Raw genomic sequence first — 16,120 nt, forward strand, 5'->3', positions numbered from 1 at the left:
GCGTTTAACGGGCCGGCTGCGAGTGCCGGGTAGATACTGCGGATGGGGCCAAAGGTCAAGGTGTGGGCTGGCCGGGACGCGCGCGGCCGAGGCCAGCGGAGCCGATCCGGATCAAGGGCTTACCCGGTCCGCATGATCCACGGTCCGAGCTTGTCGGCCCGCCGCCGTCCTGCCTGTCGATCCTGATGGTCTGGGATTAGCTGGCAGGAGTGGCAGGGCTCGAACCTGCGACCCCCGGTTTTGGAGACCGGTGCTCTACCAATTGAGCTACACTCCTACGGACCCTCGCGTCGCCACGCGGATCAGGGGCGCTTTCAAGCACAGGGGACGGCTGGTTTGCAAGGGTGAAGCGCGCTGGCTTCGCTTGTTTGTGCCGCGCCTTCTGGGCCAGAGTTCATTCCCGATAATAATGTGCCCCCGGGAGTAAACATGACTGCCACAGCCGCCGCCCAAGCCGCCACCGCGCCGAAAACCCCGCTTTTGCCCGAGGCCAGGCCGGAAACGCTGGGTCTGTCGCGCCCTCGCCTCCAGGCGATGTCGGACGCCTTCAAACGCGAGATCGACAAGGGAACCGTTCCCGGCGTGACCGTGCTGGTGGCCCGGCGCGGCCAGGTCGGCTGGTTCGAGGCGCTCGGCAAGCAGAACCCGGCGGGGTCCGCGCCGATGGCGCTTGATTCGATCTTCCGGATCTTCTCGATGACCAAGCCGATCGTCTCGGTCGGCATCATGACGCTGGTCGAGGATGGCCATTTGCTCCTCGCCGATCCCGTCGCCAAGTTCATTCCGGAGTTCGCGGACCAGAAGGTCGGCGTCGTCAGCGGCGGCAAGCTGGAACTGGTTCCGCCCCGGCGGCCGATGACGGTGCAGGACCTGCTCCGCCACACCTCTGGTCTCACTTATGAGCACCAGGGCGACGGCCCCGTGCACAAGCTCTACCAGGAGTCCCGCGTCCGCAGCCGCAAGATCACCAATGCCGAGCATGCCGCGCTGGTGGCAAGCTTCCCGCTGGTCTGCCATCCCGGCGACGAGTTCAACTACAGCCGCTCCACCGACATCCTCGGCCGCATCATCGAGGTCGTCAGCGGCAAGTCGCTCGGCGCGTTCCTCACCGAGCGCATCCTCGCGCCGCTGCAGATGACTGAAACCGCCTTCTCCACCAGCGAAGCCAATGCCGGCCGGCTCGCCCAGCCGTTCGAAGCCGATCCCTGGACCGGCGACAAGGTCGCGCTGTTCAACATGCTCGAGCAGCCAGTGATGGAGTCCGGCGGCGGCGGCCTGGTCTCGACCACGATGGACTATGCCCGCTTCGCGCTGATGCTGCGCAACGGCGGCACGCTCGACGGCAACAGGATCATCGGCCGCAAGACGCTGGAGCTGATGGCATCCGATCACCTCGGACCGCACGTTGTGACCAACGGCACACTGCTGTCGCCGGGCCACGGCTTCGGCCTCGGCTTCGCCGTGCGCCGCGAGGCCGGCATCGCGCCGTTCCCCGGCAGCGTCGGCCAGTATTTCTGGAGCGGCATTGCGGGAACGTTCTTCTGGATCGACCCGAAGGAGGATCTATTCGTCGTGTTTATGTCGCAGGGACCGGGGCAGCGCGACCACACGCGGACGCTGGTGCGGGACCTGGTTTACGCGGCGGTGGATTGAGGTCCGCTCTCGTGCACCGGACGCGATGCAGCGCGTAGCGGTGCGTCGCAGAGCCGGGGCCCATGCCTCCGCGATCTCGAACGCCGCCTTCTGGGTCCCGGCTCTGCGGAGCAGCGTTTCACGCTGCACCGCGTCCGGGACACAAGACCATCAACTAATCGTCGCGCCGCCGTCGATCACCATGGTCTGGCCGGTCATGAAGTCGCCGGCCTTCGAACCCAGGAACACCGCGGCGCCGGCGATCTCGTCGGGGATGCCGATGCGCAGCAGCGGCGAGCGCGAGGTCGAGGCCTTCAAATTCTCCGGATTGTCCCACAGTGCCTTGGCAAAATCGGTCTTGATCAGGCCGGGCGCGATGCAGTTCACGCGGATGTTGTGCTTGCCGTACTCGCAGGCGAGGTTGCGCGCGAGCTGCATGTCGGCGGCCTTGGAAATCGCGTAGGCGCCGAGGATGGTCGAGCCCTTCAGGCCGCCGATCGAGGAGACGATGATCACCGAGCCGTCCTTGCGCTCGATCATCTGCGGCACCACCATCGAGATCAGCCAGTTGTTGGCGACGATGTTGTTGTCGAGGATCTTCCGGAACTGATCGTCGGAGATGCCGGCGAGCGGGCCGTAATACGGGTTCGACGCGGCGTTGCAGACCAGCACGTCGATCTTGCCGAAGGCGCGGTTGCTCTCATCGATGAGGTTTTGCAGATTTTCCTTCGACGAGATGTTGGCGGCGATCGCGACCGCCGTGCCGTTGCCGAACTTGTCGTTGATGCCCTTCGCAACCTGGTCGCAGACATCGGCCTTGCGCGAGGAGATCACGACCTTGGCGCCGTGCTCGGCCATGCGCTCGGCGATCGCCAGCCCGATACCGCGCGTCGAGCCGGTGATGACGGCGACTTTCCCCTTCATGTCGAACAAGGTCATGGTTTCCTCCCAGATTATGGTTTGATTGACTTGAAGCTTACGCCGTGTCCGCGCGCGCGGACAACGGTATCAGGCGAGCTTCTTGACTTCCGGCCCCGCCAGCTGATGCATCTCGGCGTGCGCGTCATCAGCGATCCACGGCTGCTGGTTGACCATCGGCAGTCGCCAGACCGAGCGTTCGGGGCTTGAGAAATAATCGAGCCGCGTGATCGACACATTGTCGATGTCGAACGACAGGGCCCGCTCTACCTGGCCGTCGAGTGCGAGGCCGATCGCCGCCTTGATGGTGCCGCCATGCGCGACCGCGATCACATCCTGCCCGGCCGCCTCGTTGTTGATCCGCTCGACGGTGCGGCGCGTGCGGTTGTAGAGATCCATGAAGCTTTCGCCGCCGGGCGCGGGCTCGTTGATGTCGGCGAACCAGCTCGAGCCGACGGGGCGGCTGGCGATGAACTGGGCGCGGTTCATGCCCTGCCAGCGTCCGAGATTCTGTTCGGCCAGGTCTGCTTCCCATTTCATCGATGCGGGCCTTGGGAAGCCGGCCGCCCAGATCGCTTCCGCGGTCTGGTGGGTGCGCATCAGATTGCTCGAATACCAAACCGCCTTGCGTGGCAGCACCTTGGCAACAGCGTTGAACACGTAGGTGTCGCTGGTGTCGCAGGCGAGATCGCTCTGGCCGTAAATGTTGCCGCCGTCATTGCGCACCGGCGCATGACGGACCCACCACCACCGCGTCGTGACCACTTTGGGCTTGTCTGTGCCTGTCATCGAAACTCTTCCATCCCGTGTGATGTCGCTGTACGTCAGGTGTGAACGTGTCTCAAGACACTTTACCGTTTGAAATCTTGTTTGAAATTCCGTTGCGCGGCAAGCGTCGCGCAGCATACCAAAGGGAGAAACGCATGGGCCGTCTGCAAGGCAAATCCGTCATCATCACCGGCGCCGGCAGCGGCATCGGCCGCGCCGCCGCACTCCTCTTCACCAGGGAAGGCGCCAAGCTGATCGCGGTTGACCGCACCGAGGCGGTGAAGGAGACCGTCGACGAGGTGAAGAAGGCCGGCGGTGTCGCGGAAGCCATGGTGGCCGACGCGGGCTCCGAAAAGGACGTCATGGCCGTCATCGACAAGGCGGTGAAGACGCATGGCCGGCTCGACGTGATCTGGGCCAATGCCGGCGTCTCCGGCGGGCTCGTGCCGCTCGGCGAGCAGACCGTGGAACAGTGGCAGGAGGTGCTGCGCGTCAACCTGATCGGCCCGTTCCTCGCGGTGAAGCATTCGATGCCGCACATGGTGAAGCAGCAATCCGGCGCGATCGTGCTCACGGCGTCCGTCGCGGGCCTCAAGGCCGGCGCCAGCGGACATCCCTATGCGGCGAGCAAGGCCGGCGTGATCAGCCTGGTGCAGACCACGGCGTATTCGCTCACCGGCACCGGCGTGCGCATCAACGCGGTCTGCCCGGGCCTGATCGAGACCGGCATGACCAAACCGATCTTCGACCGCGCCAAGGAGCGCGGCACCCAGGACAAGATCGGCCAGCTCAATCCGTTGAAGCGCCCCGGCCAGCCGCACGAGCTCGCGGCGATGGGGCTGTTCCTGGCCAGCGACGAAGCATCGTATGTCAACGGCCAGGCGTTCCCGGTTGACGGTGGTTTGACGGCGTCGATGCCGTATACGGGCAAGCCGGTTTAGCACGCGCTCTCTCGCATCCCGGACGCGCTGCGTCCGGGATGCGAGACCGGAGTTTTGGCGCGCAACTGCCTCAACATCGTCATTGCGAGCGCAGCGAAGCAATCCAGAATACCTCTGCGGAGGCAGTCTGGATTGCTTCGTCGCAAGAGCTCCTCGCAATGACGGAGTGTGGGGGGACACGGCCGCTTCATCATACGCATCTTCATTGCGGACACACCCTCGCATCCTCGCGGCTTGCTTCGCCCGAGCTTTGCTTGGTCGCCTCACCCCCAATTGAAAGAGGGCGCAGGGAAGGCCGGGAGCCGGCTGGCTCCCATTGTCCGCTATGCCATGAGTAGTTTGCGCTACCATGCACAGCGGGTAACAGGGCAACCGGAGCATCCCGGCCTTCCCTGCGCAGTGGTTGGAACGGCTTATGTCGTGCTCTCCCCGGGGAGCGATGCACTATTGCCCCCGTCGCCGTTGCGGATGGCTGCTGCGCATGCCCGGTCGGGCTGCCACATCACCGCAAGACTTGGCGCACAGACCCCGGGCGCCAGGTGTAGCGCGCAATTTCAAATGTCACCTCGCGCAGGTTCAAATGTCACCCCCCCCGGAACGGGCCTGAAGCGCCCGACGAGGTCGTTCTTCTGGGACTGCTTCGTCCGCGTTCGAGTGCGCGCGTCATCGCTTAGAGCCTCGCATTAAAGGACACACTGCCTGTTGCCGTGTAGAGCATGCAGGCTTGTCCGGCCGAACCGACAGATGATGTTGCGACCGGTGCCAGATAGATCTGACCCGATGAAACATCGATCCCACCAATCCCCAGACTTGAGAGCCCCGAACTATTGTCGGCGCACCACAATTGGTTGCCTGGAGCCGATAGGGTTGGTTGAGCCCTCATAGGTTGGGGCGTTTTGGAATAGAGGTATCCTTGCGTGCCTCCCGACCGCAGCATTCCCGTTGCCCAGAAAACGCCACTTCCGATCTTGTAAAAATAGCGCTGGCACCGCGCCAGCTCGGTGGCGTAGTCCGGAAGCTGGAACGCCGGCGCCGCCGAACCTTCGACCAATGACACGTCGAACAGCTCGAACACGTTGCCGACCGTGCCCATGAAGTTGAACTGGTTGGATGTCGCGATCTTCGCCGCCGACTGCCATGAACCCGCTGTCTGCTGATAATTCGAGCCAGCCATCAAAGACCAGAATACCAGCATAGCTCCGCTATTGTCGGTCGCCCAAGTGCCGGTCGTGTCTCCGGGGATCGTTACAGACTTAACCACGTCGGTATTCGCTTCACCACCCGAAACGGTGTATTCCGCTACATAGCAACGGTTACCAAGACCGTTCCAGACCGCGACACCATAAGTTCCGGCCGGAACCTTGATGCCGAACTGGACCGTGATCGTCTTCGCCGCTGACAACCCGAACTTAAGATCGGCGGCACGCAGGCCCTCTAATCGTTGCAACAAATAAACGATGTCGCCAGAATCAACCGAGGCGTCGGCACTCGTTACGGTCGCTCTAAGCCGATTAGTTGATCCGCCCGGGGTTACACTGGCGACCTGTGCAACACTGATGGCCCCCGATGTCGTACGTTGCAGTTCGAATTGGTCGACCGGATAATAACCGTTCGTTGTGCCTGCGGTCGCGCCATTTTCTTGCGACACCTGCATGCCGCCGTTGATGATGTAGTTTTTCTTCGTCACGCCGATGTTGTCACGCGCCTGCGCCTTCTGAGCATCGGTGAGAGTCTGAACAGCGTTGTACAGCACCGCCGCACCGGCAACTGTACCCGGCTGACCTGCTAGGTTGAAATTCCAGTCGTTGACCGTCGCAGTGCTGCCGCTGGTCAGATCAGCGCTGATGGTCAGTGTGGTGCCGGCATAAGTCGCAGGACCTTCTAGCCATTTCGAAGAGTCAGCATTCGATGTGGCGCGAACTCGCGCACCGTTGGTGTAGGCAAGGCCGGCCTGTGTCGCAAACGGATGCGACCCCACCCCGATCGTACGCGACGTCGTCGACGTGCCACCATAGCCGGCGCCGGTCGGCCCGATGCCGCCTGTATCGCCTTTCGATGCCAGCAACTGCCAATAGGTCGCGTTCGGCGGCGCGTGCCCGGAGCCCGGCGTCGGGTTGATCCAGACGTAGGATGAGCCCGCCGAACTGACGAAATCGCCGACTGAGAAGGTCGCCACATTGTCGTAAGCGCCGCGAGCGTTGAAGCCCCTGTAAAGGCCGAGATAGTTCCAGACGCCGCCGGTCATGACCCACATCTTGCCGGTCGTCGGCTGGAACGCCGTTTGATTCTCCTCGCCGAGCGATGGATCAGGTGCCATCAAGGTCGGAGGTACGAAGACGATGTAGCCGTTGGCGTTAAGCGCAGCGACGATCTTGTCGACGTCTTTCCACGCCTCCGAGCCGACCACCCGTTGCAGCGAGACCTTCCAGATGTTGTAGGCGACGCCGCTTGCAGTCGCGCCAGGCCACGGCGGAATAGTCAAATGCGTATCGTCGGCGAGATCGGTGATGAACACACCAAAGTGGCCGACCTGGAAGAAGTCGCCCGGCTTGGCGTTGCCCGCCGTGAGCCACAGCGTGCTCGTACCAACAACCGCCGTACCGTCTGCGACGACCGCAACGGTACCGGTGGAGTAGCTCGGAAGCGCGCTCATGCGTTCACCCCTTTCGCGGCGCTCGCCGCATCCAATTGTTCGCGTAGCCACGCAAGCGCGTCGATTCCATTAGGTCTTGCTGGTACCGCGGCTAGCATCGCCGCAGCGGTGTCATTGCCCTTAGACGAATCTCTAAGAGCCTTGCGGTAATTGACCCATGCTGGAAGATCGGTCTCCGAGACCGGAGCATGAGGCAGAAGGAGATAGTCTGTATCAATCAGCTCTTGACGCACCGCAGCTTTGACCTGCCAGATCGCGAACGGGTCGGGGTCTGGCTCCGTCTTGTCGACGATAGCCAATGACACCGGGTCAACCATCTGCGTTTTTGCATCGATAGTCTGGTTGTCGACAATCAGAACTTTGCAGCCTTCAAAATGGCTTGTCTCGAAACCGTCCCCGTGATCTGCGCCATAACCATAGGACATGATCTGTCCGGTCGTGACGTTGTAATGAATGTTCATCGCTTCGCCGCCACTGGTTGCACCTGCCAACATCGCATTCGAACTGGTAGATCCGAATTGAGCCGCAATCGAAACGGATACAATGCCGCCAGTACCTGTAATGCTGATAGCACCGGACAGTGGTGTCGGGGCGCTCGCGCCGGTTGGCAGCGTCACTTGGTAATAGTTGACTTGTGAGCCGTTGAGCAAAAAGCGGAATTGTCCCGTCTCTGTAGCGGGGGAGCCACTAGCCCACATCGAGTTCACGCTCACGTAAATCACGATAGGCTTGCCCGACAACCCCGTGGTGTCTATGGACATGTTGAAACTGAAAAACGACACCCAGTTACCAAAACCTGCGCCAAATATAGCGGCTCCCGTCGTCTGTGCGACCGGCACCGTGACCGCATTGTCTGCGATGCTTAGGCTACCCACGCCGAGGTTCTTGATAACGCCCGATGCGGAGTCGATCGAGTTCGCCTTGAGATAAATGACGTCGATCGCGCCGGCCGCGATGGCCTTCACGTTGAAGGTGCCGTCTAGATTGAGGTTGCCTCTTATCCCGACCGCTGCGACGCCATTGATGGCGCCGATTGCGAAGACGTCTTGAGGCAGGCCACCGTTGTAGCCCGGAAACTGGAATTGAAACTTGTCGGCCTGGACGGCGAAAGAAGAGAGACCCGGACCGCCGTTGATCAGCTTCGTCCCGATGACGTAACCGTCCACGCTCACTGCCACGCCATATGAGGCCGCGGCGTAACCGTCGAGCGTCGCGATCGCGTTGGCGGACTCCTGGACGAAAGCGGTGAGAGAGCCCCATGTCGCAGTCACCAGCGCCGTGTAACTTGCGAAGGCCTCCGAGGCATTGACGGCGACAATCCGGACGTCCTCGATCGAGGCCGCCGCGACCTCGGCGCGCGCATTGTACTGCGTCCGCACCTCTGTCTTGTCATTCCATCCTCGCGCCGAGAGGTTCGCAAGCCGCGACGCGAAGTCCTGCTCGATCCGGTCGACCTTGTCGCTCAGCTGATTGAAGATCGTGGTGACCTGCGCACTCACGGCCGCGTCGAATTCGGCAAGCGAGAGACGAATATCGGCCGTCGTCACCGTGATCCAGTCCGACCACAGCATGTCGCGCGGCGTCGAGGGTAGATACTGACCGCGCACTTGGTACGTGACGGCCGGCAGGATCGATTGAGTGATGATGAGACTGCCAGCGCTCACCCGATCGGTCCGACCGCGCGTCACACTCGAACCATCGGAGGCAAGTCTCACCTCAAACTGCACGCCGCCGACGCCTGGCTGCGAGCCGTCCCAACTGATCAGGATGGCAGGCCGGCGAACGACGCCGCTGTCATCCAGCAGCTGGTAAGGCTGCGCGTTCCAGTCGGTCACGCCTTGCGCCGGCGGCGGGTTCGAGATCAGGCCGCCGGTCGTCACCGGCTGTAAGTCGGTGTCGCGATCCCAATCGTAGTCGTCAGGATCGACCTCGGTGAGCACCAGGAGGACGTCAAGATTGCTCTTGTCGGTGCCGGCATCGACGCGGAATTGCTTCGCCGAGTAACCGTTGCGCGCGCTCGTCCAGCGCAAGGAACGGCCGGAAGTTCTGACTCTCGGTCGAGAGGATATCATCATCGGTGAAGCTGAAGCTCGGGGTATCGGGCGCGCCGAGATGAAGTTTGTAGAAGCCGCCAATCTCGGAAACCTTGCCCTGACAGCCGAGCATCAGCGATTCCAGGAGATGGACCGGCTGCGTGCTGACGTTGACCTGGACGCCAGTGCGATAACTCGGCTCAGGTCCGTCGGCGCCTTCGACAGTGACGCGACACTTGCCGATCTGTGTGATCCAGTTGGCGGCTGGCAACCGTGCCGCCGCGGTGCTCTGCAAGCCATAGACCCACTTGCCGGCATAGCTAATGCCGCGCAGTACGGCGTAAGCCTGCACCGCCGGGAAGTTGTCGCCGTCACCGCCCCAGGTCGAGCGATCTCCGAAGCGGTGCGTGCCGCTGCCGCCGACCGTCGAGTCTTTGGACGGGTCGTAGAGCGGGATGCCGGACAGCTCGGCCTTGAAGCTTGGCACGCCGTTCCAGAGGTTCTCATCGAGCAGCGTGTGCGCGATGAAATAGCAAACGCCCTTGCCGACGCGCGTCGCGCCGTAAGGCCGATCAGCGGAGCCGACGTTGAAGACCATGTAGGCGTCGGCGGTCGTCTGCGTTCCATCGTAATACTTGATCCACAGGTGCGGCGTCGGTGCACCTTCGCCATTGTGCGGACGGTTGATCCTGCTCGTCAACAAGGTCGGAGAACCATGGCCCGGCCACTGCGCGTCTGCGATCATGCGTTGCTCCGCTTCCTCGAGCGCGTCGGCGGCCTCGATGTCGAAGGTCTGCGCCGGCACCTTGCGGACTCTCTCGACCGCGCCGTCGGCGCGGCCGAGCTGCTCGACCAGACCGAGGTGACGATCGCCGCGGACGGCAATCACTACGTGGTCGTCAAGGGCCGGCTCGTCACCGTCCTCGCACCGCCGATGAAGCCCAAGCGGATGAAGGCGCGGCGATGACCGAAAAGCTGCCCGGTGTGCTGGCGGAGATCGCGGAGGTGGTGGGTGAGACCGCCGCCCTGATGATCGCCGCCAAGCGCGGCGGGCAGCGCGTCTACTTCCCGGCCGTAAGCCGGCTGCACGAAGGCTATGAAAACTACTGGCTCTTCGAGTGCGTCGGAATCGAGCTGGCGCGCAAGATCTGCGCACACTTCGAGGTCGACGGCCGCGGCCAGCGGATCGACCTTCCGCTGCACGTTGGCGGAACCTACCGCCAGTTTCTGCGTTCGGTCGCCCAGCGGATTCACGCTCTCGATCGAGAAGGCAAATCGTCGGCCGAGATCTGCAAGCAGCTCGGCCTGACACAGCGCACCGTGCATCGGCACCGCGCAAGGCACGGCAAGCCGAAGAACGACAAGCAGGGCAAGCTTTTTTGACTTCTGCGCTGCCTGTGCGAGAGTAGCACACCGGATCATCACCGGCCTGACACCTGTCAGGGTCGGGATTTTCGAGTAATTCCGGGATTGTGGCCTCCTCGCCGGGGGCCAGCTTGCTTCAACCTTCATTCAAACGATCTTTGAAACGGGCATGCGTGGCCCTCGCGCTGTTGTTTGTCAGTGCGCCCGCCCATGCCGAGATCTACGCCGGCGTCGCGACCTGGTACGGCGACGAGAGCGGCCGTTACACGGCCAACGGCGAGACCTATGACGCCGACGATCTCACCTGTGCCCACCGGACCTATCCCTTCGACACGCTCGTGCGGGTCCACTGGCGCGGCCGGAGCGTCATCTGTCGCGTCAACGACCGCGGCCCTGCCAAATCCACTGGCGTCGACATCGACCTCTCACGGGGCGCCGCTCGCGTTCTGCGCATGATCGACGCCGGGCGCGTGCACGTCATCATCGAGAAACTCGGAAAGATGCTCGAATGAGGACCGACTTCAGCAAGTGCATGCCGGTCGTCCTTCGGTACGAGGGCGGCTGGTCGAACCACCTCCGCGATCCCGGCGGCGTTACGCTGGAAGGCATCATTCAACGTGTCTATGACGGCTTCCGGGATCGCAGCGGCAAGCCGCGTCGGGCCTTGACGCCGGATATGCGCGGCACCGCCGATTGGAAGCGCGAGCGCGACCAGATCTATCGTGCACAGTACTGGACTGCGATCCGCGGCGACGACCTGCCGGCCGGCGTCGATATCGTCATGTTCGATTCGGCGGTGAACTCCGGCCCGTTCCAGGCGGTGAAGTGGCTCCAGCGCGCGCTGCGCATGAACGATTGCGACGGCCATCTGGGCGAAGCAACGCTCGCCGCGCTCAATGCGCATCCCGACCACGACAAACTGGTTGCCGATCTCTGCGCGCTGCGGCTCGGTATGCTCCAGCACCTCTCGACCTGGTCGACGTTCGGCGCCGGTTGGAGCAAGCGCGTCGCCAACGTCAAGCAGATCGGCCAGGCTTGGGCGACAGGCTCGGTCGGGCCGAAGCCGATCGAGGCCCACCTCGACCAGGGCGACGCCAAGGCCTATGCGAGCGACGTGGCGCAGCCGGCGATCGACGCCGGCGACGCTGTCAAGGGCGGCGTCGGCTCCGGCACGGTCGGCACCATGCTCCAGGGTGTGAAAGACCAGGTCGAACCGATCGCAGGCAGCTCCGATTGGCTGATGAAGATCTACACGGCCAACCTTCCGGACGGCAGCACGCGAACTGTGTTGGTGCCCGAAGGCATCGATCCCGGCTTCGCCTACCGACCAGGTGAGATGCCCGCGAGCCTCGACGAGGCGCTGGATGAGTGAGGGTTACCCCCCGGCACGGTAGTGGCGGGGGTCGACAGCGCGCAAACGCTGCAACCGCGGGCCTATCCTGGCAGACTGACCCGCACGACGAGAGTAACCGTCCTCGCCGACCCGCCGCTGCTGCGCAGCGCGGCGACCGTAGGCGGGCCGGAGCGATTCGAAGAGATGAGTTCAAGGGTTGTCTACAAGCCGGTGAAGCCAGCCGCGGGCTATATCGGCGGCAAGAAACAGCTCGCGAAAACGATCGTCGCGAGCATCGAGCGGATTCCACACGAGACCTATGCAGAGCCCTTCGTGGGCATGGGAGGCGTTTTCCTGCGCCGGCGGCGGCCCAGGAAAGGCGAGATCATCAACGACCGCTCCGGCGATGTCGCGACGTTCTTTCGCATCCTGCAGCGCCATTACGTGCCCTTCATGGACATGATGAAGTGGCAGATCACGGGGCGGGCCGAGTTCGAGCGGTTGAAGGCGTCCGACCCGGCAACGCTGACCGACCTGGAGCGGGCCGCGCGCTTCCTCTATCTCCAGCGCACGGCGTTCGGGGGCAAGGTCGCGGGCCGCAATTTCGGGGTCGATCCGGCCGGCGCGCGCTTCAACGTGGCCAAGCTCGCGCCGATGCTGGACGAGCTGCACGAGCGACTTGCCGGCGTCACGATCGAGTGCCTGCCATGGGCCGAATTCATCAGCCGGTACGACCGGCCGGGCACGCTGTTTTTTCTCGATCCGCCGTATTGGGGCGGCGAGAAGGACTACGGCGTAGGCCTGTTCGAGCGGTCGGAATATACCCAGCTGGCGGAGGTTTTAAGGGGCCTAAAAGGCCGCTTCATCATGTCGATCAACGACGTCCCGGAGATCCGCAAGACCTTCGCCGGCTTCCGCTTGCGGCCGGTGCAGCTGACCTATTCGGTGGCCCGCAGCAATAAGGCGCACCAGGCGCGGGAGCTGATAGTCACTGAAAAGAGGAAGTCCCCTCAATGACCAGCATCGACTAACGGTCTGGGCATAAGGGAATAATTTCCCAAACCGGCTCTTTTTCGCTTCAATACAATATGTTAGCGCACTCTAAGAAGACTACTAGGGGGCGTTCGACATGCATGAGACACTTTTGGCTATACAGCAGCAGCTGGCTGTCGTGATCAGCCAGCTGCGAAGCGTGATACCGAACGACGAACCGATTGGGGTAGCGCAGGCAAATTGGGGTTTTGCGGCGCTATCGCGTGCTGATCTGATCGACGGGGTACAAGCGCTTATCGATCGGATAGAATACGAGGGCTGTCTCGCCAGCTTGCGCCAGGTGTCTCGCAAGCCCTTGCATTCCAATCACTTCCCGCCGCTTCCCGGATAATCCCGGCCGATCCCAGGAGGTGTCATATGAATTTGCGCGTCACACCAGGACGACACGATTTGGCCGTACGCCGAACACATCTGTCGTTGGCGCGAGGTCTTCGCTCACGGTCGCCCGCCCTGCGAAGCTTTTCGTGCCGATGTGACCTGCGTCCACCGCCGCCCGGCCCGCGTTCGTGACGATCGCGATACGCCCCTCTTCCTTGGGCCGGGTTGCGGCAACAGATACGCCGTTTCCGAATTTCGGTAAAGTGGAATATTTTGGCGAGTACACATTGACCGAGAGTTTGAGTGTTTTGCCCGACGGGCAACGCAAGGTCTTGTAGACTGGAGATCTTGTAGCCCGGATGGAGCGAAGCGTAATCCGGGGTTTGCGCCCCCCGGACATAGTGGCCCCGAATTTCGCTTCGCTCCATCCGGGCTACGATGCCGATTTGGCCTACGAAGCCAGCGCTGCGACAAACAACCCGCTCGCGACCACCGACGCAACCGTCCGCACGTGGTTCCAGAACGTCCAGTCCTTCAGATACGCCGCCCACACCGCGCCAGCCTCCGGCGCGGACGGCTGCAACGCGGCGAGCGCGTTGTTGAGCGGGACGTTGAACACCATCGTCACCACGAACATCCCGATGACATAGAGGCCGCCGCCGGCGATCATGCTCACTGCCCCCGGCTCGCTGACGCGCAACGTACCCATCACCACCAGCGCCGCGCCTGCTACCGTCGTGCCGAGAAACAGCGGCATGAACAGCGAGCGCACGATGTCGACATTGATCGCGTTCATCGCCGCGATGCCGGCCGCCTGGCCGAGCCGGCCGAACGCGGCCATGATGAAGGTCGAGAAGGCGAAATAGATTCCGGCCATGAGGCCGCAGCCGATCGCCGAAAACCAGAGCAGTCCGGTCGTGAAACCCTGCCACATGCCGCAGCTCCCTATAATACGATAAACTCTCGTATTTGATAAATGCGATAAACTCTCTTATTTGTGACGTCAAGCGCGGATGGCGGGAACCAGGATGCCGGAACGGAAAAGCAGGACGGACAAGACGACGCACGCGGCCGCGCGACGCACGCCGCTGGTGCCGACGCAGGAGCGAAGCCGCGAACGCTTCGACCGCATCCTGACCGCTGCGGCCGAGATTCTCACCGAGAAAGGCAGCGACGCCTTCCGGATGAGCGACATCGTCGAGCGCACCGGCATCGCGTTCGGCTCGCTCTATCAATATTTTCCGGACAAGAGCACGGTGATCGGGACGCTCGCCGAGCGGTGCAATGTCATCGGCCGCGAATGCGTCCAGCGCGACCTCGCCGAGATGAAGAAGCTATCCGACCTGCACGCTGCTCTGTGCCGCATCACCGACGGCTATGACCAGATGTTCCGCGAGCATCCCGTGATGCATCACATCTGGCAGGCGACGCAAGCCGACCGAAGCTTGCAGAAGATCGACGAGGAGGATGTGGCCTTTCTCGCCGGCCTCTTGCGCGAGGCGCTCAAGCGCGTCGCGCCGAAACAGCCCGCCGCCGCCCTCACCTCCTTCTCGCAACTGGCGATGATCCAGATCGCCGCCGCGGTTCGTCACGCCATCGCCTTGCCGCCGGCGGAGGCGCGGCGTACGCTCGAGCTGTTCAAGCGAATGCTGCCGAAAGATCTCTCCGCGCTCGGCTGAGGTTCAGCGAAAGCACCCTTCGCGATCCGATTTGCCCGAACCGCCACTCCGTTGGTATGTTTCGTGCAGGCGGCGAAGCCATCCTCCATCTCATGAACGAGACAATGCCCAACCCGATTTTCCCGAGTTCACGACCCGATCGCATTCGCAACCTCCTCGCCGACCTCGTCGGCTTCGACACCGTCAGCGACCGCACCAATCTGCCCTTGATTGCCCATATCGAGAGCTATCTCGCTTTCCTCGGTGTCAAGGGCGAGCGCATCGTCGACGACACCGGCCAGAAGGCCTCGCTCTGGGTCACCATCGGACCGGAGGACCGTCCAGGCCTCGTGCTGTCGGGACACACAGACGTCGTGCCGGTCGTGGGCCAGGACTGGAGCCACGATCCGTTCAAGCTGGTCGAGCGCGACGGCAAGCTCTACGGCCGCGGCACCACCGACATGAAGGGTTTTGTCGCGGTGTGCCTCGCCATGGTGCCGGAGATGCTGGAAGCGAAGCTGACGACGCCGATCCATCTCGCCATCTCCTATGACGAGGAGATCGGCTGCGTCGGCGTGCGGCCGATGCTGCGCGAGGTCGCGAAGAAGAAGATCAAGCCGCTCGGCGCCTTCATCGGCGAGCCGACCGAGATGAAGGTCATCATCGGCCACAAGGGCAAGCACGGCGTGCGCGCGACATTCCGTGGTCTCGCCCGCCACTCCTCGATCGCGCCCGACGGCGTCAACGCGATCGAATACGCGGCCGAGCTGATCACCGAAATCCGTCGCCGTGCCGTGAAGCTTGCGGCCGCGCGATCGAATGACAGCCTCTACGACGTTCCGCATTCGACGCTGCTCACCAGCATCGTGCATGGCGGCGCCGCGCTGAACATCGTGCCCGATACCTGCACGGTGGATTTCGAATGCCGCGGCATCGGCATCACCGAGTCGCGCGAGGTGACGGATGCGATCGTCGCCTGGGCCAAGGCCGAGCTCGGGCCGGAGATGAAGGCGAGACATCCGGAGTGCGGCATCGATTTCGAGGAGATCCTTGATTATCCCGCGCTCGACACGGCGGCCGACGCCGCCATCGTCACACTGGCAAAAAGCCTCGCCGGCCGCAACGACCACGCCAAGGTCGCCTTCGGCACCGAGGCGAGCCTGTTCGCCAGCATGGCGGATATCCCGTCGGTGGTGATCGGCCCCGGCGCGATCGCGCAAGCGCATACGCCCGACGAGTTCGTGGCGATGGCGGAGCTGGAGAAATGCGCAGGCTTCGTGGAAAGGCTGATCGCGCATTGTGTGAAGGGCTGACCCGTAGGGTGGGTTAGCTTAGCGCAGCGTAACCCGCCACTTCTGTTGCGCCGTGCGAATGGCGGACAACGATGCGCCTTTGCCCACCCTGCGGGAGCTGATTTGCCCGACAGGCAAGGCTCCCTTCTGCTAGGC

The 16,120-nt window shown here is 63.0% G+C and carries 16 protein-coding genes and 1 tRNA gene; 10 read left to right on the forward strand and 7 right to left on the reverse strand.

The window, feature by feature from the left end:
- Positions 1-201 precede the first annotated feature (201 nt).
- Positions 202-277 (reverse strand) — tRNA-Trp (locus ABIB95_RS16515).
- Between the two features lie 152 nt (positions 278-429).
- Between ABIB95_RS16515 and ABIB95_RS16520 the strand changes: the two genes are divergently transcribed.
- Positions 430-1,653, forward strand: coding sequence for a serine hydrolase domain-containing protein (locus ABIB95_RS16520; RefSeq protein WP_354240595.1), 1,224 nt, complete (start codon positions 430-432; stop codon positions 1,651-1,653).
- A 150-nt stretch (positions 1,654-1,803) separates the two neighbouring features.
- Here the strand turns inward: ABIB95_RS16520 and ABIB95_RS16525 are convergent, their stop codons facing one another.
- Together ABIB95_RS16525 and ABIB95_RS16530 are read right to left on the reverse strand one after the other, a co-directional pair.
- A complete protein-coding gene (locus tag ABIB95_RS16525) occupies positions 1,804-2,571 on the reverse strand; it encodes an SDR family NAD(P)-dependent oxidoreductase (protein ID WP_063982568.1) in 768 nt (255 codons plus the stop codon).
- Between the two features lie 69 nt (positions 2,572-2,640).
- Positions 2,641-3,339, reverse strand: a complete 699-nt coding sequence (locus tag ABIB95_RS16530) for a histidine phosphatase family protein (protein ID WP_063982567.1) — start codon at positions 3,337-3,339, stop codon at positions 2,641-2,643.
- A 134-nt stretch (positions 3,340-3,473) separates the two neighbouring features.
- Here ABIB95_RS16530 and ABIB95_RS16535 point away from each other — a divergent pair, with 134 nt between their 5' ends.
- Complete coding sequence (locus ABIB95_RS16535) at positions 3,474-4,259, forward strand: SDR family NAD(P)-dependent oxidoreductase (protein ID WP_063986290.1); 786 nt, start codon at positions 3,474-3,476, stop codon at positions 4,257-4,259.
- A 670-nt stretch (positions 4,260-4,929) separates the two neighbouring features.
- Here ABIB95_RS16535 and ABIB95_RS16540 read toward each other — a convergent pair.
- From ABIB95_RS16540 to ABIB95_RS16550, 3 genes are read right to left on the reverse strand one after another with little or no spacing between them, the layout of a single operon-like run.
- Complete coding sequence (locus tag ABIB95_RS16540) at positions 4,930-6,912, reverse strand: hypothetical protein (RefSeq protein WP_354240598.1); 1,983 nt, start codon at positions 6,910-6,912, stop codon at positions 4,930-4,932.
- Complete coding sequence (locus tag ABIB95_RS16545; protein WP_354240600.1) at positions 6,909-8,942, reverse strand: tail fiber assembly protein; 2,034 nt, start codon at positions 8,940-8,942, stop codon at positions 6,909-6,911. Before ABIB95_RS16545 ends, ABIB95_RS16540 begins: the two co-directional genes overlap by 4 nt.
- Positions 8,863-9,690: a hypothetical protein gene (locus tag ABIB95_RS16550; RefSeq protein ID WP_354240602.1), complete on the reverse strand. Its 828-nt coding sequence runs from the start codon at positions 9,688-9,690 to the stop codon at positions 8,863-8,865. Before ABIB95_RS16550 ends, ABIB95_RS16545 begins: the two co-directional genes overlap by 80 nt.
- Between ABIB95_RS16550 and ABIB95_RS16555 the strand changes: the two genes are divergently transcribed.
- From ABIB95_RS16555 to ABIB95_RS16580, 6 genes are all read left to right on the forward strand, one after another.
- Positions 9,661-9,912, forward strand: coding sequence for a hypothetical protein (locus ABIB95_RS16555; protein ID WP_354122667.1), 252 nt, complete (start codon positions 9,661-9,663; stop codon positions 9,910-9,912). The two genes, ABIB95_RS16550 and ABIB95_RS16555, sit on opposite strands and share 30 nt — an antisense overlap.
- A complete protein-coding gene (locus tag ABIB95_RS16560) occupies positions 9,909-10,328 on the forward strand; it encodes a hypothetical protein (RefSeq protein ID WP_354122666.1) in 420 nt (139 codons plus the stop codon). Before ABIB95_RS16555 ends, ABIB95_RS16560 begins: the two co-directional genes overlap by 4 nt.
- A 155-nt stretch (positions 10,329-10,483) precedes the next feature.
- A complete protein-coding gene (locus tag ABIB95_RS16565) occupies positions 10,484-10,822 on the forward strand; it encodes a septal ring lytic transglycosylase RlpA family protein (RefSeq protein WP_354122665.1) in 339 nt (112 codons plus the stop codon).
- Positions 10,819-11,682, forward strand: a complete 864-nt coding sequence (locus tag ABIB95_RS16570) for a glycoside hydrolase family 108 protein (RefSeq protein ID WP_354240605.1) — start codon at positions 10,819-10,821, stop codon at positions 11,680-11,682. Before ABIB95_RS16565 ends, ABIB95_RS16570 begins: the two co-directional genes overlap by 4 nt.
- 165 nt (positions 11,683-11,847) lie before the next feature.
- Entirely contained in the window at positions 11,848-12,660 is an 813-nt protein-coding gene (locus ABIB95_RS16575) for a DNA adenine methylase (RefSeq protein ID WP_354122716.1), read from the forward strand.
- 112 nt (positions 12,661-12,772) lie between these two features.
- Positions 12,773-13,027, forward strand: a complete 255-nt coding sequence (locus ABIB95_RS16580) for a hypothetical protein (RefSeq protein ID WP_354240607.1) — start codon at positions 12,773-12,775, stop codon at positions 13,025-13,027.
- Positions 13,028-13,465: 438 nt separating this feature from the next.
- Here ABIB95_RS16580 and ABIB95_RS16585 read toward each other — a convergent pair whose 3' ends face one another.
- The gene (locus ABIB95_RS16585) at positions 13,466-13,948 is read right to left on the reverse strand and encodes an anthrone oxygenase family protein (RefSeq protein ID WP_063982566.1); all 483 of its coding nucleotides are present in this window, start codon (positions 13,946-13,948) and stop codon (positions 13,466-13,468) included.
- Between the two features lie 94 nt (positions 13,949-14,042).
- Between ABIB95_RS16585 and ABIB95_RS16590 the strand changes: the two genes are divergently transcribed.
- Entirely contained in the window at positions 14,043-14,693 is a 651-nt protein-coding gene (locus ABIB95_RS16590; RefSeq protein ID WP_063982565.1) for a TetR/AcrR family transcriptional regulator, read from the forward strand.
- 104 nt (positions 14,694-14,797) lie between these two features.
- Positions 14,798-15,985, forward strand: a complete 1,188-nt coding sequence (gene argE / locus ABIB95_RS16595) for an acetylornithine deacetylase (protein ID WP_063986289.1) — start codon at positions 14,798-14,800, stop codon at positions 15,983-15,985.
- Positions 15,986-16,120 lie beyond the last annotated feature (135 nt).

Source organism: Bradyrhizobium sp. LA2.1 (assembly GCF_040547725.1).
Lineage (GTDB): Bacteria > Pseudomonadota > Alphaproteobacteria > Rhizobiales > Xanthobacteraceae > Bradyrhizobium > Bradyrhizobium barranii.

Coding starts and splice junctions, on each gene's coding strand:
- ABIB95_RS16520 (WP_354240595.1), top strand. CDS start 430: ATGACTGCCACAGCCGCCGCCCAAGCCGCCACCGCGCCGAAAACCCCG.
- ABIB95_RS16525 (WP_063982568.1), bottom strand. CDS start 2,571: ATGACCTTGTTCGACATGAAGGGGAAAGTCGCCGTCATCACCGGCTCG.
- ABIB95_RS16530 (WP_063982567.1), bottom strand. CDS start 3,339: ATGACAGGCACAGACAAGCCCAAAGTGGTCACGACGCGGTGGTGGTGG.
- ABIB95_RS16535 (WP_063986290.1), top strand. CDS start 3,474: ATGGGCCGTCTGCAAGGCAAATCCGTCATCATCACCGGCGCCGGCAGC.
- ABIB95_RS16540 (WP_354240598.1), bottom strand. CDS start 6,912: ATGAGCGCGCTTCCGAGCTACTCCACCGGTACCGTTGCGGTCGTCGCA.
- ABIB95_RS16555 (WP_354122667.1), top strand. CDS start 9,661: ATGGCCCGGCCACTGCGCGTCTGCGATCATGCGTTGCTCCGCTTCCTC.
- ABIB95_RS16550 (WP_354240602.1), bottom strand. CDS start 9,690: ATGATCGCAGACGCGCAGTGGCCGGGCCATGGTTCTCCGACCTTGTTG.
- ABIB95_RS16560 (WP_354122666.1), top strand. CDS start 9,909: ATGACCGAAAAGCTGCCCGGTGTGCTGGCGGAGATCGCGGAGGTGGTG.
- ABIB95_RS16570 (WP_354240605.1), top strand. CDS start 10,819: ATGAGGACCGACTTCAGCAAGTGCATGCCGGTCGTCCTTCGGTACGAG.
- ABIB95_RS16575 (WP_354122716.1), top strand. CDS start 11,848: ATGAGTTCAAGGGTTGTCTACAAGCCGGTGAAGCCAGCCGCGGGCTAT.
- ABIB95_RS16580 (WP_354240607.1), top strand. CDS start 12,773: ATGCATGAGACACTTTTGGCTATACAGCAGCAGCTGGCTGTCGTGATC.
- ABIB95_RS16585 (WP_063982566.1), bottom strand. CDS start 13,948: ATGTGGCAGGGTTTCACGACCGGACTGCTCTGGTTTTCGGCGATCGGC.
- ABIB95_RS16590 (WP_063982565.1), top strand. CDS start 14,043: ATGCCGGAACGGAAAAGCAGGACGGACAAGACGACGCACGCGGCCGCG.
- argE (WP_063986289.1), top strand. CDS start 14,798: ATGCCCAACCCGATTTTCCCGAGTTCACGACCCGATCGCATTCGCAAC.